Genomic DNA, 19,093 nt, shown 5'->3' on the forward strand with positions numbered 1-19,093 from the left:
GCGGGGCTCAGTCCGACACCTTGAAGCGCGACACGCCATTGCGCAATTCATTGGAAACCACGTTCAATTCCTCGATGGCCTGGCTGGACTGCTGCAGCGACTCCACCGTCTGCTGCGCCGCTTCGGACAGTTGTACCAGCGCCTGGTTGATCTGCTCGGCGCTGTTGGCCTGGGCCTGCATTCCTTCATTAACGATCTGGAAGCGCGGCGCCAGCGCCTGCACCTGGGCGATGATCTGCGAGAGCTGGCTGCCGGCCGTCTGCACGTCCTGCATTGCGCGTCGAACCTGGTCGGAGAACTTGTCCATGCCCATCACGCCGGCCGCGACCGCCGACTGGATCTCCTTGACCATCACTTCGATGTCATAGGTGGCCACGGCGGTCTGGTCGGCCAGGCGGCGTATTTCGGTGGCCACCACCGAGAAGCCGCGACCGTGTTCGCCGGCCTTCTCGGCTTCGATGGCGGCATTCAACGACAGCAAATTGGTCTGGTCTGCCACCTTGGTGATGGTGGTGACGACCTGGTTGATGTTGCCGGCCTTTTCATTGAGGATGGCCAGCTTGGCGCTGACCGAGCCGGCTGCATCCATGACGTTGTGCATGGTCTCACCCATGCGGGTCAAGCCGGCCTGACCATTGCCGGCCAGGGCGGAAGTCTGTTCGGAGACCACCGAGACTTCATTCATGGTGCGCACCAGGTCACGCGAGGTAGCATGGATCTCGCGCGAGGTGGCGCCGATCTCGGTGGTGGTGGCTGCGGTCTCGGCGGCGGTGGCCTGCTGCTGGCGGGCGGTGGCAGCGATCTCGGTGACCGAAGTGGCGACCCGCGCAGAAGATTTCTGCGCCTGCGATACCAGCGCGGCCAACTCATCGGTCATGCGGTCGAAGCCGCTGCCCAGCACGCCGAACTCATCATTGCGATCCAGGGCCACGCGGCGCGAAAAGTCGCCCGAGCGCATCACATCGAGGATGCCCATGAGCTTTTGCAGCGGCTCGTTGATGGCGCGCAGCAGGAAGAAACCGCACACCATGGCCGCCAGCAAGGCGGCCATGAGGGCAGTCATCATCGCGAACTGCGCCGCAGTGACGGCCTCGTTGATGCGGCTGGCGGCTTTATCGGCGATGGCCTTGTTGGTATCGACCATGCGCTGGGTCAACTGGTAACCGGCGCGCCACTGCGGGCGGATCTGTTCGTTGAAGAGCTTGTCGATGGGGGGGCGTTGGCTGAAATCCATCTTCAGCACCTCACCGACTAAGGCGCGGTATCTCTGGCGCACCTGCTTGAATTGCTCGAACAGATTGCGATCGGTGTCGCTGAAGATGGTCTGGTCGTAATCCTCCTGCAACTTGTCCAGGCGCTCGGCATTGCGGCGCAGTAGGGCCAGGTTGGCCTGACGCTCGGCGTCATTGGTATCGATCTGGGCGATCTGCTGGGTCAGCAGCAGGTTTTCATACCAGGCGGCATTGATCTGGGTGCTGTGGTAGAGGCCGGGCGTAGAATCCCTACGCAAGGCAGTGGCGCTCTTGTCGATACGGCCCAGGTTGAGCGCCGAGATACCGGCCATCAGCGCCATCAACAGCAGGATGAGCCCGAAGCTCCCGAGGAGGCGTTGCTTGATCGTCCAGTTCTTCATGCGCAGGTTTTCCCTTTTCCCTTGGATGGAATCTTTATAGCGACTTCTAGTGATAATTCGAGATTATCATTGAAACGTTTCAATATCGCTATTATCCCCTGCACCAGTGAAAATTGCTTCATCGCAATGAAAATGGCGCCCACAGGAGGCGCCATCTGTACCGGCAAGAAATCTCTACTTGGATCAGACCGGCATGGGCTTGTTATCCTGCAGGTCGAGGAAACCCTTGATAAGGCGATAGGCTTTCCAGATCCAGGCCAGGGAAAACACCAGCACCGCCAGAGGGATGCCGATTACCGTCATCCACAGCACACCGCCCGCGAAGACCCAGAACAGGTACCACCAGAAGGAACGGATCTGCCAGCGATGGTGGGTGTAGAGGAAGGTGTCGCGCACATCGCCGCGCTTGAGATAATTGACGATCAGCGGCAACCACGACAACATGCCCAGCGAAAAAACCAGACAGGCGGCATGGGCCAGGTAGAGCCACCACACCAGGTCACGGCCGGTTTGGGTCTGTGGATCGAATACCAGTTCCTGGTTCATCGCATCTCCTGAAGTGAGGGAAAAACAGCCCGAAGTATCAGGCCAGCAGGTTCAAGATGCCGTCCAATCCGACGAAATTCAAGCCCACGCTGGCCTGTGCCCGCACCACGGGCTTGGCGCGGAAGGCCACCGACAGACCGGAGATGCCCATCATGCGCAAGTCGTTGGCGCCATCGCCCATGACGATGGCCTGCGCCGGCTCGGCGCCGATCTCACGGCAGACGCGCTCCACCGTCGCGCGCTTCTCGTCGGCATTGACGATGCCACCGACGACCTTGCCGGTAAGCTTGCCATCGACCACTTCGAGCGTATTGGCATGGGTGTAGTCCAGGCCCAGGCGGGCCTTCATGCGATCGGTGAAGAAGGTAAAACCGCCTGACACCAGCAAGGTCTTCAGGCCCGCCGCCTGCACCGCCTTCAACATGTTCTCCGCCCCCAGCGACAATTGCAGGCGCTCATCGTAGACACGCTGCAGCGCGCCGGCATCCAGCCCCTGCAACAGCGCCACGCGACGCGTCAGGCTTTCGTTGAACTCGATCTCCCCGCGCATGGCGGCTTCGGTGATCTCGGCCACTTGCGGTTTCAAACCCTGCATGTCGGCGATCTCATCGATGCATTCAATGGTGATCAAGGTGGAATCCATGTCCATGGCCAGCAGGCGGAAGTCGGACAGCTTGCGACCTTCTTCGATGAAGGCATAGTCCAGGCGCGCCTGCAGGCAGGCGGCATCGATGCTGGCCTTGAGCGCATCGTCGCCACGCACGCCGGCCACGCGCCAGGCGTCCACATCCGGCACGCGCTCATCGGCCAGACGTTCGGCACGACCACCGGCCAGCACGGCGATGGCATCGATGGCGGAAGAGGAAACGGTATGTTGCTTGGGGGCTTGCAGGATCAGGTTCATGTTGTTCTGTTGATTCATGGATGCGTTGATACGTTGACTCGGGCAATGCGGGGGAGGACTGTCTACAGCCTCAACCCGTGAGCGCCTTCATGGTGGCCTTGACCTGCTGCACGCGCGTGCTGAGGTCCGGCATGTTGGCCGTGATGCGCAGCTTGTCCGGGCCATTGAGCTTGACCTGCCGGTTCTTCTGCACCAGCTCGATGATGCGCATGGCATCGATGGGCGGATTGGGAACGAACTGCAGCAGGGCTGCCTCCGAGTGGGCATCGATCTTGATGATGCCCAGCGGCTTGGCGGCGATGCGCAGGCGATGCGTTTCGATGAGCGCCTTGGCGGCATCGGGCAGCTTGCCGAAGCGGTCGATCAGCTCTTCCTGCAGGGCATCGATAGCGTCGGACTTCTCACAGTTGGCAAAGCGTTTATACAGCGACAGCCGTTCGTGCACGTCGCCGCAGAAGTCGTTAGGCAGCAGCGCAGGCGCGTGCAGGTTGATCTCGGTGGTGGTCGATAGCGGCGCGGCCAGGTCGGGTTCCCGACCATCCTTCAAGGCGCGCACGGCTTCGTTCAACATGTCCGAATACATCTGGAAACCGATCTCGTGAATCTCGCCCGACTGGTGGTCGCCCAGCACTTCGCCGGCGCCTCGGATTTCCAGGTCGTGCATGGCGAGATAGAAACCACTGCCCAGTTCCTCCATCTGCTGAATCGCCTCCAGCCGGCGCTGCGCCTGCTTGGACAATCCCTGCACATCCTGCACCAGCAGGTAGGCATAGGCCTGGTGGTGCGAACGCCCGACCCGCCCGCGCAACTGGTGCAACTGCGCCAGACCGAACTTGTCGGCGCGATGCATGATGATGGTGTTGGCGGTGGGCACGTCGATGCCGGTTTCGATGATGGTGGTACAGAGCAGGATATTGAAGCGCTGCGCCACAAAGTCGCGCATCACCTTTTCCAGATCACGCTCGTGCATCTGGCCATGCGCCACGGCGATGCGTGCTTCCGGCAACAACTGCTCCAGCGCGGCCTTGCGGTTGGCGATGGTTTCCACTTCGTTGTGCAGGAAGTAGACCTGGCCGCCGCGCTTCAACTCGCGCAGGCAGGCTTCGCGGATGGTCGATTCATTCTCGGCGCGCACGAAGGTCTTGATGGCCAGACGCTTCTGCGGCGCGGTGGCGATCACCGAGAAATCGCGCAGGCCTTCCAAGGCCATGCCCAGCGTGCGCGGAATCGGAGTGGCAGTCAGCGTCAACACGTCGACCTCGGCGCGCAGCGACTTCAGGGCCTCTTTCTGGCGCACGCCGAAACGGTGCTCTTCGTCGATGATGACCAGGCCCAGGCGCGAAAATTTCACTTCATCGGACAGCAGCTTGTGGGTGCCGATGACGATATCGATGGTGCCATCGCCCAGGCCCTTGATGGCTTGCGTGACTTCCTTGCCGGTACGGAAGCGTGACAGTTCGGCGATCTTCACCGGCCAGTTGGCGAAACGGTCGGCGAAGGTGGTCGCATGTTGTTCGGCCAGCAGCGTGGTCGGCGCCAGGATGGCCACCTGCTTGCCGCCCATCACCGCCACGAAGGCGGCGCGCAAGGCCACTTCGGTCTTGCCGAAACCGACGTCGCCGCAGATGAGGCGATCCATCGGCTTGCCGCTGGTCATGTCCTTGATGACGGCATTGATGGCGGCGGCCTGGTCGGCGGTTTCCTCGAAGCCGAAGCTGTCGGCAAAGGCTTCATAATCGTGCGCCGAATACTGGAAGGCATGGCCCTGGCGCAGTGCGCGGCGGGCATACAGGTTCAGCAGTTCGGCAGCCGTATCGCGTACCTGCTGGGCAGCCTTGCGCTTGGCTTTTTCCCACTGGCCCGAACCCAGTGCGTGCAGCGGTGCGTCTTCCGGCGAGGCGCCGGAATAACGCGAGATCACATGCAGTTGCGAGACCGGCACGTAGAGCTTGGTTTCCTTGGCATATTCCAGGTGCAGGAACTCGGTCTCGCCCTCCCCCAGGTCCATGCTGACCAGGCCCATGTAGCGACCGATGCCGTGGCTGCTGTGCACCACCGGATCGCCGATCTTCAGTTCCGAGAGGTCGCGCACCATGTATTCGACATCGGTAGCGGCCTGCTGCTTGCGGCTGCCGACGCGGCGGCCACTGCCGGCATACAGTTCGGTCTCGGTCACCAAAGCCAGACCACCTGCGCTGACAAAACCGGCGTGCAGCGGCGCCACGCCCAGCATCAGCGGCTCATCGCTGGCCAGGAAGTCGTTCCAGTCCTCGCACAGCACCGGATGCAGATCGTATTCGGCGAAGTACTGCTGCAGCGTTTCGCGCCGGCCATTGCTCTCGGCGCAGATCAGCACGCGCTCGGCGCCCTTGAGGAGGAAGCCGCGCAAGTTGACCAGCGGATCCTCCGCGCGCCGGTTGACGGCGATATTGGGCAGCGGCGCGGAGATGGCCGAGGGCGCATCATCGGTCTTGAGCACCCAACGCGCGTGGGGTTTCAGCAGTGTGAAGAAATCTTCATCGTCCAGGTAGATGGAACGGGGTTCCAGCACCGGCCGTTCGCGGTCGGCGTGAAGAAATGTCCAACGCGAGCGGGTATCGCTCCAGAAACGCTTGATCGCTTGCTCGATATCGCCGACGGTGGCAAACATGGCATTGGCCGGCAGGTACTGGAACAGCGTAGCCGTCTCTTCGAAGAACAGCGGTAGGTAGTATTCGATGCCCGCCGAGGCGATGCCATTGCCGATATCCTTGTAGATGGCCGAACGCGAGGGGTCGCCCTCGAACACTTCGCGCCAGCGATTGCGGAAGGCCAGGCGCGAAGCCTCGTCCATGGGGAATTCGCGGCCCGGCAGCAGGCGCACTTCCGGCACGGGATAGAGCGAGCGCTGGGTATCGGCGTCGAAGGTGCGGATGGTTTCGATGGTGTCGCCGAACAGATCCAGGCGATACGGCAGCACCGAACCCATGGGGAAGATATCGATCAGGCCGCCGCGCACCGAATATTCACCCGGCGACATGACCTGGCCCACGTGGGTATAGCCAGCCAGGGTGAGCTGGGACTTGAGCTTGCCTTCGTCGAGCTTTTCACCCTGCTTGAAGAAGAAGGTATAGGCCGCCAGGAACTGCGGCGGCGCCATGCGCAGCAAGGCCGTCGTAGCCGGTACGATCAGCAGGTCGCACTGGCCGGACTGCACTTCATAGAGCGTGGCCAAGCGTTCGGACACCAGATCCTGGTGCGGCGAGAAGGCATCGTAAGGCAGCGTTTCCCAGTCCGGCAACAGGTGGCAGCGCAGGCGCTCGCCCTGCTTGGGCTGGAACCAGGGTATCTCGGCCAACAAGCGCTGGGCATCGGTGGCACCGGCCACCACCACGGCCAACATGCGGCCTTCGGCCTTCAGGGCCAGCGCGGCCTGGGCCAACAGGAAGGCATCGGCAGAACCGTGCACGGCGGGAGGCTGGAAACGCACACCTGCCTTGGGCAGGCTTTTTTTCAGATCGAAAGACATCAGGATCGGGAGGATCGGCTTGGTTTGGGCTTGTTTTGGGGTTGTGTAACTAATGTGGGCTTGCCGCGGCTGCGGCGGGCACCTGCGTTGCCGCAAAATGCCGGCCACTTGCAAGGGATTGGCATTAGAATTCAGCCTCTCATTATAAACGATGGCCCTCGCGCAGGCCGCCGCCTGGCGGGCGCGCCGGCCAGCTCCATGGCATGAACGCTGCACCATCCGCTTGCTCCCAGCTCCCCTCCCCGCCCATTTCCCCGGCGCGCCACCTGGCGCTCATCCCCGCGGCCGGCGTGGGCGCCCGCATGGGGGGCCAGATCCCCAAGCAATACATGATGCTGGCCGGCCAGCCCATGCTGCAGCACGCACTGCAAACGTTTGCGACCCATGCTCGCATCGCCCATACCTTCGTGGTGGTCAGTGCCGAGGATGGCTGGATCGATACGCTGATGACGCCAGCGCTGCAAGCACGGGTGAGCATCTTGCGGGTCGGCGGCCCAACCCGCCAGGACAGCGTCTTCAATGGCTTGAACGCCATGCGTGCCGAGGCCGGCGATGCCGATTGGGTATTGGTACACGATGCCGCGCGTCCGGGACTGGATGCGGCCCTGATCGACCGTCTGCTGGATGCACTGGAAGGGGATGAGGTGGGCGGCCTGCTGGCCCTGCCGATGGTCGACACCCTCAAGCGCAGCGATGCGCAATGCCCCGCCCGCTCGCTGGAAACGGTGCCGCGGGCCGGTCTGTGGGCGGCGCAGACGCCGCAGATGTTCCCTTATACGCTGCTGCAACGCGCCCTGCACCAAGCCCAGCAGCAAGGCCGGCTGGGCGAGATCACCGACGACGCCAGCGCCATCGAAATGCTGGGCCTGCGCCCACGCCTGGTCGAAGGCAGCCCCCGCAATCTCAAGGTCACGCTGGCGCAGGACGCCGCGCTGGCCGAATTCTTACTGAAAGGTCCACACGCATGAGCCATCCCTTCCCTTTCCGTATCGGCCAAGGTTATGACTGTCACGCTTTGGTGGAAGGCCGCCCGCTGATCCTGGGCGGCGTCACCATCCCCCACAAAAAGGGCCTGCTGGGGCATTCGGACGCCGACGCCCTGTTGCACGCCATCACCGATGCGCTCTTTGGCGCGGCCGCGCTGGGCGACATCGGTCGTCACTTCCCCGATACCGACCCGCAATTCAAGGGCGCCGATTCACGCGTACTGCTGCGCGAAGCCGCCAAGCGCCTGGCCGCAGCCGGCTATACGGTGGGCAACGTGGACGCCACCATCATCGCCCAAGCCCCCAAGATGGCGCCGCATATTCCGGCCATGATTTCGCATGTGGCCGCCGACCTGGGAATTTCTGAAGGGCAAGTCAATATCAAGGCGAAAACCAACGAGAAAATGGGCTTTTTGGGTCGTGAAGAAGGGATTGCCACCGAAGCGGTTGTGCTGATCCACCGCCAAAACGACTGAAAACGCGTGTAGGAAAGCGCCGGACAGGCTCGCGTAGGACACTGACCGACAGCCCAAAACCCGCACCAGACAAGGGATTGCGGGCCACAGGATGCACCATTTTCCGGCATGTATGGAAATCTAAAGCACCGGAAAAAACCATTAAAACTTTTAATTGAACTTTCGTACCGAAAATGGCTTGCATTCTCGATTTAATGAGTATAATCGTCGCGTCGTTAGGATTCGAGCTGGTAGTGCGGTTCTTCGCTGTCATTCCTCCCGAGTAACGATAAAGAGCCGGGCGCAAGCCCCAATCAATTAAATTTAGGAGTCCGTAATGGCAACTGGTACCGTCAAGTGGTTCAACGATGCAAAGGGTTTTGGTTTCATCACCCCCGATGAAGGCGGCGAAGATCTGTTCGCTCACTTCTCGGCTATTCAATCGAATGGTTTCAAGTCCCTGAAGGAAAACCAACGCGTTTCCTTCGAAGTGACCACCGGCCCGAAGGGCAAGCAAGCTTCGAACATCGTTCCGGCTGCTTAAGCTTTTCTAGCTGAAAAAATCCCCGACTTGTCGGGGATTTTTTTCGTCTGCTGCTTTTGCACAGTGCTGCACAGTGCCGAAATGAATAAAAAATCCCCGCCCTCTTGCGAGTGGCGGGGATTTTCATTTCTGCCAAAGTCGATCTGAATCAGATTTCTTCGTACAGCGGCAGCGTCAGGAATTCGGCGAAGGTCTCGGAAGTGGACATTTCTTCAAAGATCTTGGCCGCGCGGTCATAAGTGGGGCCCTCACCTGCCACTTGCTTCACCTTGGCCAGTTCTTCTGGAATCATCGCGCGCACCATGTCGGCAGTGACCTTGCGGCCGTCTTCCAGCTTGCCCTTGGCGCTGCGGATCCACTGCCACACCTGCGCACGGCTGATTTCGGCGGTGGCCGCATCTTCCATCAGGTTGTGGATGGGCACGCAGCCGTTGCCGGCCAGCCAGGCACCCAGGTAGTGGATGCCGACGTTGATGTTGTAGCGCAGGCCGGCTTCGGTGATCGGGGTCTCCGGCTGGAAGTTCAGCAGGTCGGCGGCCTTCACGTCGACGTCCGGACGTTGCTTCTCGAACTGGTTGGGCTTGTCACCCAGTACGGCCACGAATTCCTTCATGGACGCCTCGACCAGACCCGGGTGGGCGACCCAACCGCCATCGTAGCCATCGGTGGCGTCGCGGCGCTTGTCGTTGATGATGCCCTGCATGGCGATGGCATTCTTTTCCGGATCGTTCTTGATCGGGATCAGCGCGCTCATGCCTCCGATGGCCGGGGCGCCGCGCTTGTGGCAGGTCTTCAGCAGCAGCAAGGCATAGGCGCGCATGAAGGGCGCGGTCATGGTGACCTTGGCGCGGTCGGCCAAGCAGAAGTCCTTGTCGTTCTTGAACTTCTTGATGCAGGAGAAGATGTAATCCCAACGGCCGGCGTTCAGGCCGGCGCTATGCTCGCGCAGTTCGTACAGGATTTCTTCCATCTCGAAAGCGGCGGTGATGGTTTCGATCAGCACGGTGGCCTTGATGGTGCCTTGCGGCAGGCCAATCTCGTTCTGGGCCATCACGAAGATGTCGTTCCACAGACGGGCTTCCAGGTGCGATTCCATCTTCGGCAGGTAGAAATACGGACCGGCGCCACGCGCCAGCTGTTCCTTGGCGTTGTGGAACAGGAACAGGGCGAAGTCGAAGATGCCGCCGGAGATGCGCTTGCCGTCCAGAGTGACGTGCTTTTCATCCAGGTGCCAGCCGCGCGGACGCACCACCAGGGTGGCGATCTTGTCGTTGAGCTTGTAGCTCTTGCCGTTGGATTCCAGCGAAATGGTGCGGCGGATGGCGTCATACAGGTTGATCTGGCCGCTGATCTGGTTATCCCAGACCGGCGAGTTGGAATCCTCGAAGTCGGTCATGTAGCTGTCGGCGCCCGAGTTGAAGGCGTTGATGACCATCTTGCGCTCGACCGGGCCGGTGATTTCCACGCGGCGGCACTTCAGCGCTTCGGGGATGGGGGCGATCTTCCAGTCGCCGGTGCGGATGGATTCGGTTTCCTTCAGGAAGTCGGGGCGCTCGCCAGCGTCCAGGCGCTTGACGCGCTCGGCACGGGCGGCCAGCAGTTCCTGGCGGCGGCCTTCGAAGGCGCGCGAGAGCTTGGCAACCAGCGACAGGGCTTCAAAGGTCAGGACGTTCTCGTAACCCGGCTTGATCTCGCCGGAGATTTCCATGCCGGTGGGCAGCTTCAATTGCGTCATGCTGGACTCCTCAAAAAGAAAAATGGACTGGGTGATCTTGTTTTCATGATTGTGCCTGAGAGCGTGCAGCTTTTCGCATCGCATCAGACGCTTTATGTACGCAGTATATTTAAACTAAATCGATATGAGTGAAAGCTTTTATCAATTTATCTTTGCGTTTTAGTCACAAGTGGAGAGATAATCCTTTCACACGCCAAGCCAATACTGACGCGGCTTTGCCAGCCATTTACCGGCACTCCAAGGAAGGGCTCATGGATCAATTCAAGCAGATTTCCACCTTTGCCGAGGTCGCCGCACGCGGTAGCCTCTCCGCAGCCGCCCGTGCCGAGGGCATCGCGCCGGCCATGATCGGTCGGCGCCTGGATGCACTGGAAGAACGCCTGGGCGTGAAGCTGTTGCAGCGGACTACCCGCAAGATCGTGCTGACCAACGAGGGGGCGGCTTTCCTGGAAGACTGCCAGCGCATCCTGGCTGACCTGGAAGATGCCGAGTCCGCCGTCTCCGAACGCAGCGCCCGCGCCAGCGGCCAGTTGCTGATCTCGGCCCCGGCCGGCTTCGGTCGTCATCACGTGGCGCCGCTGCTGCCCTCCTTCCTGGCCGAGCACCGCGACGTCACCCTCACGCTGAACCTGAACGACCGCATTGCCGACGTCATCGGCGAAGGCATCGACGTGGCCATCCGCATCGCCACCCTGACCGACTCCAACCTGGTGAGCGTGAAGCTGGCCGAGAACCATCGCGTCATCGTCGCTGCGCCCTCCTACCTGCGCCGCCACGGCACTCCACAAACCCCCGATGAGCTGGTACGTCACAACTGCCTGGCCATGAGCAGCGAAGGTAGCCAGCGCGGCTGGACCTTGAAGCAATCTGGCAAGGTGAGCGTCTACAAGGTCGGCGGCAACATGGTCTGCAATGATGGCGAAGTACTGCACAACTGGGCGCTGGCCGGGCGCGGCCTGGCCTGGCGGTCGATGTGGGAAGTCGGCGCGGCCATCGAGGCTGGCGAACTGGTGACGGTGCTGGACAAGTTTGCCGCCCCGGCACCGTCCATTTATGCGGTGTTTGCGCAGCGCCGCCACTTGCCTTTACGCATCCGGGCTTTCGTGGATTTTTTGCGTCACGCCTATGCGCAGCCGGATTACTGGAAGCAGCGCCTCTGAGTCCTGGTCAGGCACGGGATACCAGCGGCAGTACCCGCACCTGGCGCTCGATCAGTTGCCGATGCACCTGCGCCGGCTGCAGCAGGCACAGGGCAAGATCCTCTACGCCCACAGTGACCTGTCCGGGTTGTCGCTGTTCGAGGAAGCCAGTTGGTGGGGTTACCAGGCAGCATTGAAGGCGCTGCCCACCTGACCTAGCTCAATGTGCAATCCCGGGCATGACCGGCGTCACGTCGATCTCGCGCTGTGCCAGCGCCTCGCCTTCATGGAGACGGAAGATACTGACCATCTGCGCCAGCCGACCGGCCTGGTCCTGCATGGATGCCGCCGCCGCCGCGGCCTGCTCCACCAGCGCCGCATTCTGCTGGGTGACTTGATCCATCTGGGTGATGGCCAGGTTGATCTGTTCGATGCCATTGGTCTGCTCGGCACTGGCCGCACTGATTTCAGCCACGATGTCGGTGACGTGGCGCACGCTGCTGACCACCTCCTGCATGGTGCTGCCGGCCTGCTCGACCAGGCGGCTGCCATCGCCCACCTTGGCCACGGAATCATGGATCAATTCCTTGATCTCCTTGGCCGCCGAAGCCGAGCGCTGGGCCAGCGAGCGCACTTCGGAGGCCACCACCGCAAAACCTCGCCCCTGCTCCCCGGCACGCGCTGCTTCCACCGCAGCGTTCAGGGCCAGGATGTTGGTCTGAAAGGCGATGCCATCGATGACACCGATGATGTCGACGATCTTGCGCGAAGAGGCATTGATGGCACCCATGGTGTCAACCACCCGGCTGACCACGCCACCGCCCTGCTCGGCCACGCTGGAGGCCGACTGCGCCAGTTGGCTGGCCTGGCGGGCGTTGTCGGCATTCTGGCGCACGGTGGAAATGAGTTGCTCCATGGCCGAGGCGGTCTCGGCCAGAGAACCGGCTTGCTCTTCGGTGCGCGAGGAGAGATCCAGGTTGCCGGTGGCGATTTCGGAAGAAGCGGTGCTGATGGTATCGGTACCGCTGCGCACGTTGGAGACGATGCCGCGCAGGCTGTCATTCATGTCCTTGAGCGCTTGCAGCAGTTGCCCGGTCTCATCCTGCGAATGGACCTGTACGCTGGCCGACAGGTCCCCCGCGGCAACCTTGCGCGAGACCACCACGGCGTTTTGCAGCGGCTTGGTGATGCCCAGGGTCAGGATGCGCGCCAGCACGATGCCCAGCAGCAGGATCAAGCCCTCCAGCACCAGGATGATGATATGGCTTTGCGCCGAGATGGCATCGATCTGCATGGCGCTCTCATCCATTTCCTTGCGCTGTATGTCGACCAGCTGACGCATCAACTGCTGGAAAACCGCGGCGTTCGGCACAAATACCTTGTCCAGAACGCGCATGGCCTCCTCCACATTACCGGCGGCCTTGAGCTTGATGATTTCATCACGCGAAGAGAGATAAATCTTGCGTTGCTCGCCGATCTTGTCAAACAAGGCCTTTTCTTCTGGAGTAGAAAGCAGGGTCTGAATCTGTTTTTGGTATTCAGACGACATCTTGCTAGAGGCCGTCACGTCCTTGGAAAAATAAGGCCCCAACGAAGCATCTGCACTCTTGGCGATCGCCAACGTACGTGCGATGCCAGCGTTGACGTTAGTGTACCAATCCGCCACGAGGCGCTCGGTCTTGAGCGGAGCATTCATCATCTCGCGGGTAGAAGATGCAACCTGCTCCAGCCGCCACAAGCTGATGGCCGCCACCACGGCAGAAAAAGCCAGGATAACGGCGAAGCCAAGCGTGAGCCGCTTGCCGATGTTCATGTTGCCAAGAATGTTCATGTGAGGTCCGTCCCTATTGGCGCTTCCGGGAGAAAGCGATTTTTGTTGGTTTTATGTCATTATTTTTTAAGTACGACAGTCCCTGACCGTCGCTGACCTCCACTATGGCACGCAGAACCTGGCTGGACAAGAAAGATAGACCCTGAGTGAACAAACCGGCAATGCGGTCTCACTTCCTCGCTTCACCGCAGCATCAGAGCAAATGCCCCAGCATGAGGGAAATGAGCCTTATCCCGCAAGCAACTCGGCCATCGCGGCGGCAAAGCGGGTATCGGCCAGCAGTCCCACATTGAAACGTGACCAGGGCACTTTCTGTTCGGTTTCGACATGGAAGATGCTGCCCGGCGCCAACACCACATGGTGTGCCATGAGTGCCTGTGCCAGTTGCTTGGCGTCGGCAAAGCCGGGAAATCTCGCCCACAGGTACATGGATTGCTGGGGTGCACAGAACAGCTCGGCGCCCAATTGCTGCAACTGATGGCAGGCGGCATCGGTAGCCTGGGCCAGACGCTCACGCAGGCGCGCCGTATGGCGGCTGAAGTGGCCGTCGGAGAGGATCACGTCCAGCGTGCGTTCGCAGTATTCGGAACTGCTCACGTGCACCAGCATCTTGATGTCGGCCAGGTCGCTGGCCAGATCCCGATGGCAGGCGATAAAGCCCACCCGCAAGGCGGCCGAGACCGACTTGGAAAAGCTGCCGAGGTAGAGCGTGCGGCGCAACTGGTCCAGAGTGGCGATGCGGGGCGCAGTGGCCGGCTTGAAGTCAGCGAAGGCATCGTTTTCGACGATCAGGGCATCGTAGCGGTCAGCCAGTTGCAAGATCTTGTGGGCCTTGTGCGGCGAGGTATCGGAGGCGGTGGGATTGTGTGCCAGCGACTGGGTGAAGAACAGCGGCGGCTTGCCCGATGCCTTCAGCTCACGCTCCAGCGCCTCGATGTCGGGCCCGTCCGCCTGGCGCGGGATGCCAACGATGCGCGCACCGGAGAGCTTCAACTTGCCGTACAACATGTAGTAACCGGGCTCATCGACCAGCACCCGGTCGCAGGGACGGACGAAGTGGCGGATCACGATATCCAGCGCCTGGTTGGCACCATGAGTCAACACGAGCTGGCTGGTGGCGGCCTCGATGCCATGCTGCGCGAGCTTGTGCACCAGGTGCTGGCGCAGCGGCAGGTAGCCGAAACGGCTGCCATAGCCGAACAGCGCGCCCATGCCGGTGCGCACCACCTTCTGGTGGAACTTGTCCAGCCGCACGTCATGCAGCCACTCCACCGGCGGGAAGCCATCACCCAGGCGCAGATGGCCGGGATCGTGCTTCAACTGCTCGCGCATGAGCCAGACCACGTCCATGGCGCGGCTCAGGCTGCGCTCCTCCTCTTCCTTGGGACGCGGCGGCGTGGCACACACGAAGAACCCCGCACCGCGCCGGGGCTCGACCACACCCTGAGCCGTCAGCTCCTCGAAGACGTTGACGATGGTGTTCTTGGCACAGCCATGCTGCGAGGCCAGCACACGGATCGATGGCAGGCGGCTGCCCGGAGGATAGGCGCCATCGGCGATCTGGCGGCGGATCGACTGCACCAGGGTCTGAGTGAGGGTCTGGGCCATGGCATTGGATCGTCTGATCTTGCTGCAATGCAAAGGGATTGTCCTGGGTACAGTTGCCTGACTGTTGGTGGCAACTGTATCCATGCGCAATGGTACACCCTTGCTATTCTGCCAGCGTCGGAGAAGGCCGATACCACGGCCCTGCCCGCCCAAACCTTCATATAACGACAAAAAGTGAGACAAGCGTATGCACAGTGATGCCCACCCTGCCCAGCTCATGGACTCGCGCCTGCCTGGTTTGCGCACGATGACCCCACCCCAACGCCTGGCCGAGGTAGCCCGCGTGACCGGACTGGACGAACACGCACAGAAACTGCTGGGCGAGCCGGGCGGCTTACCGCTGGCCACCGCCAATGGCATGATCGAAAACGTGGTCGGCACCTTCCAGTTGCCACTGGGCGTGGCTACCAACTTCCAGCTCAATGGCCGCGACGTGCTGGTGCCGATGGCGGTGGAAGAACCGTCCGTGGTGGCTGCGGCTTCCTTCATGGCCAAGCTGGTACGCACCTGTGGCGGCTTCCAGACCTCCAGCAGCGCGCCACTCATGCGCGCCCAGATCCAGTTGATCGGCGTGAGCGATCCGCATGGCGCGCGGCTGACCATCCTCAAGGAGCGCCAGGCCATCATCGCCATCGCCAACAGCCGCGACCAGTTGCTCTCCCAGTTGGGCGGCGGCTGCCGCGACATCGAAGTGCATGTCTTCCCCGATACCCGGCGCGGCGCCATGGTGGTGACGCACCTTATCGTGGACGTGCGCGATGCAATGGGCGCCAATACCGTCAATACCATGGCCGAAGCAGTGGCCGGCCACATCGAAGAGATCACCGCCGGCAAGGTGCGCCTGCGCATCCTCTCCAACCTGGCCGACCTGCGCCTGGCCAGGGCAAGAGTGAAGGTTTCTGCAGAGGTACTGGCCACCAACGCCTACCGCGGCGAAGAGGTCATCGATGGCATCGTCGATGCCTATGAATTTGCTGCCGTCGATCCCTATCGCGCCGCCACCCACAACAAGGGCATCATGAATGGCATTGATCCGGTCATCGTGGCCACCGGCAACGACTGGCGCGCGGTGGAAGCCGGCGCCCATGCCTATGCCTGCCGCCATGGCCGCTACACCTCACTGAGCCATTGGGAGATCGCCGCCGATGGCGACCTGGTGGGCACGCTGGAAATCCCCATGCCGGTGGGCCTAGTGGGCGGTGCCACCAAGACCCATCCCGCCGCGCGCGCAGCGCTGAAGATCCTGGGCGTGCAATCCGCGCAGGACTTGGCGGAGGTGGCCGTGGCGGTCGGCCTGGCACAGAACATGGCCGCCCTGCGCGCATTGGCCACCGAAGGCATACAGCGCGGCCACATGGCGCTTCATGCGCGCAACATTGCCCTGGCAGCCGGTGCCGAACCGGGCGAGATGGACTGGCTGGTGCAGCAGATGGTGGCGCAGCATGACGTGCGCGTGGATTATGCCAAGGCGCTGCTGGCCGAACGCCGCGGCGGCTGAACCGCAGGCACACGATTGGCACACCAGCCGCCGCAGGCGGCCAATAACAACAGGAGACAAGAACATGACCACATCGACCACGCTAGGCCGGCTGGCAGCAGCCTGTGCCATGGCAGGCATTTTTTCGGGGCCGGCACTGGCCCAGGCATCCCATGATGCAGTGCGCATCGGCTTCATCACCGACATGTCCGGCCCCTATGCCGACACCGACGGCCTGGGCGGGCTGGAGGCGATCCGCATGGCGGTGGCCGACTACGGCGGCAAGGTGCTGGGCAAGCCCATCGAAGTGCTCTCGGCGGACCACCAGAACAAGGCCGACATCGCCGCCACCCGCGCCCGCGAATGGGTCGACGAACGTGGCCTGGACATGCTCATCGGTGGCGTCAATTCGGCTACGGCGCTGTCGATGAACAAGGTGATGGCCGAAAAGAAACGGGTCTACATCAACATCGGCGCCGGCACGGCACGCCTGACCAACGAAGAATGCACGCCCTACACCGTGCATTACGAATACGACACGGTGGCCCTGGCCAAGGGCACCGCCAGCGCGGTCATCAAGCAAGGGGGCAAGTCCTGGTTCTTCCTGGTGGCCGATTATGCCTTCGGACACTCGCTGGCCAACGATACCGCCGCCGTGGTCAAGGCCAGTGGCGGCACCGTGGTGGGCTCGATCAAGCATCCGCCGCAATCCTCGGACCTGTCGTCCTTCCTGCTGCAGGCCCAGGCTTCCAAGGCGCAGATCCTGGGCCTGGCCAATGCCGGCGAAGATACCGTCAATGCGATCAAGGCCGCCAAGGAATTCGGCGTGACCAAGACCATGAAGCTGGTGGGCCTGCTGATGGTGATCAACGACATCCATGCGCTGGGGCTGGCCAATGCCCAGGGGCTGATGATGACCGACAGCTGGTACTGGGACAAGGATGACGCCTCGCGCCAGTTCGCCCAGCGCTTCTACCAGAAGATGAAGAAGATGCCCAGTACGCACCAGGCTGCCGCCTATTCGGCCACCATGACCTACCTGAAGGCGGTGGAAGCCATCGGCACCGATGATGCGACCAAGGTGATGGCGCAACTGAAGAAGACCCGTATCGACGACTTCTACAACAAGGGCTATATCCGAGCCGACGGTCGCAACATCCACGACATGTACCTGTACCAGGTCAAGTCGCCGGCCCAATCCAAGCAGCCCTGGGATTACCTGACATTGCTGGATACCATCCCGGGTGAACAAGCCTTCACCAGTGTGGCCGATTCCAAGTGCAGCCTGCTCAAGCAGTAATGGGGAGGTGAAGTGTTGGGGTTGCCTTGACCATTCCTGCTCCATTTACATCGGCACCTTGCGTAAGTCCCGGCTTGCGCCTACTCTTGCAAGCCGCCCTGCTGCCTACCGATACGCCAAGGAGCCCCTTTGAGTCAGCCCCAGCCCCAACACCCCGTCAGTCCCCCTGCCCTGGCAGGCTTCACCCGCTACCAGAAGACCGTGGGGGGCCTGCTTGCCTTCCTGCAATTTGCGGTGATTCTCGATTTCATGCTGATGTCGCCATTGGGCGCGCTGATCATGCCGGCCATGCGCATCACGCCGCAACAGTTCGGGCTGGTGGTGTCGGCCTATGCCTTCAGCGCCGGGGCTTCGGGCTTGCTTACGGCCGGCTTTGCGGATCGCTTCGACCGCAAGCGGTTGCTGCTGTTTTTCTATGGCGGTTTCGTGCTGGGGACGGTGTGGTGCGGCCTGGCGCAGAGTTTCGAGAGCCTGCTGCTGGCGCGTATCGTCACCGGCCTGTTCGGCGGCGTGATCGGTTCCATCACGCTGGCCATTGCCACTGACCTGTTTGCGCCGCATCTGCGCGGGCGGGTCATGGGCATCATCCAGACTTCGTTTGCGGCCAGCCAGGTGCTGGGTATTCCTATCGGGCTGTACCTGTCCAATACCTGGAACTGGCATGTTCCTTTCCTGGCCATGGCGGGATTGGGGGCAGTGGGCGGCCTGGTGGTCAGCTTCAAGATGCAGCCGGTGGATGCTCACCTCAAACTCAAGCAGGAACACAGCGCCTGGATGCACCTGTATCACACCATCGCCGAACCGCGCTACCTGGTCGCCTTTGCCACCACGGCCCTGCTGATGACGGGAGGCTTCATGCTCATGCCCTTCAGCAGCGCCTACCTGGTGGGCAACCTGGGCATCGACCTGCACCACCTGCCCACGGTCTACCTGATCACCGGCCTGTGCACCATCACCTTCGGTCCGCTGATCGGGCGCGCCGCCGACAAGCTGGGCAAGCTGCGGGTGTTTTTCTTCGGGGCGCTGCTGTCCATCATCATGGTGTTGATCTATACCCACCTGGGACCGGTCACGGTGCCCATGATCGTGCTGGTCAATGCGGTGCTGTTCCTGGGCATCTTCTCGCGCATGATCCCGTTCCAGGCATTGGTGTCGTCGGTCCCGGCCCCGACCCAGCGCGGCTCCTTCAATGCCGTGAGCGCCTCCATCCAGCAGCTCTCGGGAGGCGTGGCCTCAGTGGTGGCGGGCCAGATCGTCACGCTGGGTGCCGATGGACAATTGCTGCATTTCGAGGTGGTGGGCTACGTGATCGTGGCGAGCACCCTGCTGGCTTCGGTGCTGGTATGGCGGCTCAACCGCGATGTGCAGCTGCGCGCGGCAGCGGCTACCGCAGCAGGAGTAGCAGTTGGCGCCGGGCGTTAAGCTTC

15 protein-coding genes are annotated in these 19,093 nt (G+C 61.9%); 8 read left to right on the forward strand and 7 right to left on the reverse strand.

Annotated features, from left to right (window positions below):
* Positions 1–7: 7 nt before the first annotated feature.
* The 4 genes from RC54_RS16050 to mfd all read right to left on the reverse strand — a co-directional run bounded on the left by RC54_RS16050 (position 8) and on the right by mfd (position 6,591).
* A complete protein-coding gene (locus RC54_RS16050) occupies positions 8–1,633 on the reverse strand; it encodes a methyl-accepting chemotaxis protein (RefSeq protein ID WP_058896084.1) in 1,626 nt (541 codons plus the stop codon).
* Positions 1,634–1,816: 183 nt separating this feature from the next.
* A complete protein-coding gene (locus tag RC54_RS16055; RefSeq protein ID WP_017451742.1) occupies positions 1,817–2,179 on the reverse strand; it encodes a DUF4870 family protein in 363 nt (120 codons plus the stop codon).
* Between the two features lie 37 nt (positions 2,180–2,216).
* The gene (gene serB / locus RC54_RS16060) at positions 2,217–3,101 is read right to left on the reverse strand and encodes a phosphoserine phosphatase SerB (RefSeq protein ID WP_061788964.1); all 885 of its coding nucleotides are present in this window, start codon (positions 3,099–3,101) and stop codon (positions 2,217–2,219) included.
* Positions 3,102–3,153: 52 nt separating this feature from the next.
* Positions 3,154–6,591 carry a transcription-repair coupling factor gene (gene mfd, locus RC54_RS16065; RefSeq protein ID WP_061788965.1) on the reverse strand — a complete coding sequence of 1,146 codons (3,438 nt, stop codon included), beginning with the start codon at positions 6,589–6,591 and terminating at the stop codon, positions 3,154–3,156.
* 203 nt (positions 6,592–6,794) lie between these two features.
* On the opposite strand from mfd, the gene ispD reads away from it, so the two are divergent.
* The 3 genes from ispD (at position 6,795) to RC54_RS16080 (ending at position 8,576) form a co-directional block, all read left to right on the forward strand.
* Positions 6,795–7,559 (forward strand): 2-C-methyl-D-erythritol 4-phosphate cytidylyltransferase, encoded by a 765-nt coding sequence (ispD, locus tag RC54_RS16070; RefSeq protein ID WP_061788966.1) that lies wholly within the window; start codon positions 6,795–6,797, stop codon positions 7,557–7,559.
* Entirely contained in the window at positions 7,556–8,053 is a 498-nt protein-coding gene (gene ispF / locus RC54_RS16075) for a 2-C-methyl-D-erythritol 2,4-cyclodiphosphate synthase (protein ID WP_058896088.1), read from the forward strand. The genes ispD and ispF overlap by 4 nt, the downstream gene beginning before the upstream one ends.
* Positions 8,054–8,369: 316 nt before the next feature.
* A complete protein-coding gene (locus RC54_RS16080; RefSeq protein WP_006464465.1) occupies positions 8,370–8,576 on the forward strand; it encodes a cold-shock protein in 207 nt (68 codons plus the stop codon).
* Positions 8,577–8,724: 148 nt separating this feature from the next.
* Here RC54_RS16080 and aceB read toward each other — a convergent pair whose 3' ends face one another.
* Positions 8,725–10,311 carry a malate synthase A gene (aceB, locus tag RC54_RS16085; RefSeq protein WP_058896089.1) on the reverse strand — a complete coding sequence of 529 codons (1,587 nt, stop codon included), beginning with the start codon at positions 10,309–10,311 and terminating at the stop codon, positions 8,725–8,727.
* A 251-nt stretch (positions 10,312–10,562) separates the two neighbouring features.
* Between aceB and RC54_RS16090 the strand changes: the two genes are divergently transcribed.
* Positions 10,563–11,471, forward strand: coding sequence for a LysR family transcriptional regulator (locus RC54_RS16090; RefSeq protein WP_017451736.1), 909 nt, complete (start codon positions 10,563–10,565; stop codon positions 11,469–11,471).
* Positions 11,472–11,532: 61 nt separating this feature from the next.
* Positions 11,533–11,664, forward strand: a complete 132-nt coding sequence (locus RC54_RS25900) for a hypothetical protein (RefSeq protein ID WP_255220985.1) — start codon at positions 11,533–11,535, stop codon at positions 11,662–11,664.
* 6 nt (positions 11,665–11,670) lie between these two features.
* Here RC54_RS25900 and RC54_RS16095 read toward each other — a convergent pair whose 3' ends face one another.
* Positions 11,671–13,281 carry a methyl-accepting chemotaxis protein gene (locus tag RC54_RS16095; RefSeq protein ID WP_058896090.1) on the reverse strand — a complete coding sequence of 537 codons (1,611 nt, stop codon included), beginning with the start codon at positions 13,279–13,281 and terminating at the stop codon, positions 11,671–11,673.
* Between the two features lie 228 nt (positions 13,282–13,509).
* Positions 13,510–14,889 (reverse strand): aminotransferase-like domain-containing protein, encoded by a 1,380-nt coding sequence (locus RC54_RS16100; protein ID WP_058896091.1) that lies wholly within the window; start codon positions 14,887–14,889, stop codon positions 13,510–13,512.
* Positions 14,890–15,076: 187 nt separating this feature from the next.
* Here RC54_RS16100 and RC54_RS16105 point away from each other — a divergent pair, with 187 nt between their 5' ends.
* From RC54_RS16105 to RC54_RS16115, 3 genes are all read left to right on the forward strand, one after another.
* Positions 15,077–16,387 (forward strand): hydroxymethylglutaryl-CoA reductase, degradative, encoded by a 1,311-nt coding sequence (locus RC54_RS16105; protein WP_061788967.1) that lies wholly within the window; start codon positions 15,077–15,079, stop codon positions 16,385–16,387.
* Between the two features lie 64 nt (positions 16,388–16,451).
* Positions 16,452–17,666: an ABC transporter substrate-binding protein gene (locus RC54_RS16110; RefSeq protein ID WP_061788968.1), complete on the forward strand. Its 1,215-nt coding sequence runs from the start codon at positions 16,452–16,454 to the stop codon at positions 17,664–17,666.
* A 129-nt stretch (positions 17,667–17,795) separates the two neighbouring features.
* Positions 17,796–19,088, forward strand: a complete 1,293-nt coding sequence (locus RC54_RS16115) for an MFS transporter (protein WP_058896094.1) — start codon at positions 17,796–17,798, stop codon at positions 19,086–19,088.
* Positions 19,089–19,093: the final 5 nt, after the last annotated feature.

It is taken from the genome of Herbaspirillum rubrisubalbicans (genome assembly GCF_003719195.1).
GTDB lineage: Bacteria > Pseudomonadota > Gammaproteobacteria > Burkholderiales > Burkholderiaceae_D > Herbaspirillum > Herbaspirillum rubrisubalbicans.

Coding starts and splice junctions, on each gene's coding strand:
- ispF (WP_058896088.1), top strand. CDS start 7,556: ATGAGCCATCCCTTCCCTTTCCGTATCGGCCAAGGTTATGACTGTCAC.
- aceB (WP_058896089.1), bottom strand. CDS start 10,311: ATGACGCAATTGAAGCTGCCCACCGGCATGGAAATCTCCGGCGAGATC.
- RC54_RS25900 (WP_255220985.1), top strand. CDS start 11,533: ATGCACCTGCGCCGGCTGCAGCAGGCACAGGGCAAGATCCTCTACGCC.
- RC54_RS16110 (WP_061788968.1), top strand. CDS start 16,452: ATGACCACATCGACCACGCTAGGCCGGCTGGCAGCAGCCTGTGCCATG.
- RC54_RS16100 (WP_058896091.1), bottom strand. CDS start 14,889: ATGGCCCAGACCCTCACTCAGACCCTGGTGCAGTCGATCCGCCGCCAG.
- RC54_RS16050 (WP_058896084.1), bottom strand. CDS start 1,633: ATGAAGAACTGGACGATCAAGCAACGCCTCCTCGGGAGCTTCGGGCTC.
- serB (WP_061788964.1), bottom strand. CDS start 3,101: ATGAATCAACAGAACAACATGAACCTGATCCTGCAAGCCCCCAAGCAA.
- ispD (WP_061788966.1), top strand. CDS start 6,795: ATGAACGCTGCACCATCCGCTTGCTCCCAGCTCCCCTCCCCGCCCATT.
- RC54_RS16090 (WP_017451736.1), top strand. CDS start 10,563: ATGGATCAATTCAAGCAGATTTCCACCTTTGCCGAGGTCGCCGCACGC.
- RC54_RS16080 (WP_006464465.1), top strand. CDS start 8,370: ATGGCAACTGGTACCGTCAAGTGGTTCAACGATGCAAAGGGTTTTGGT.
- RC54_RS16105 (WP_061788967.1), top strand. CDS start 15,077: ATGCACAGTGATGCCCACCCTGCCCAGCTCATGGACTCGCGCCTGCCT.
- RC54_RS16055 (WP_017451742.1), bottom strand. CDS start 2,179: ATGAACCAGGAACTGGTATTCGATCCACAGACCCAAACCGGCCGTGAC.
- RC54_RS16095 (WP_058896090.1), bottom strand. CDS start 13,281: ATGAACATTCTTGGCAACATGAACATCGGCAAGCGGCTCACGCTTGGC.
- mfd (WP_061788965.1), bottom strand. CDS start 6,591: ATGTCTTTCGATCTGAAAAAAAGCCTGCCCAAGGCAGGTGTGCGTTTC.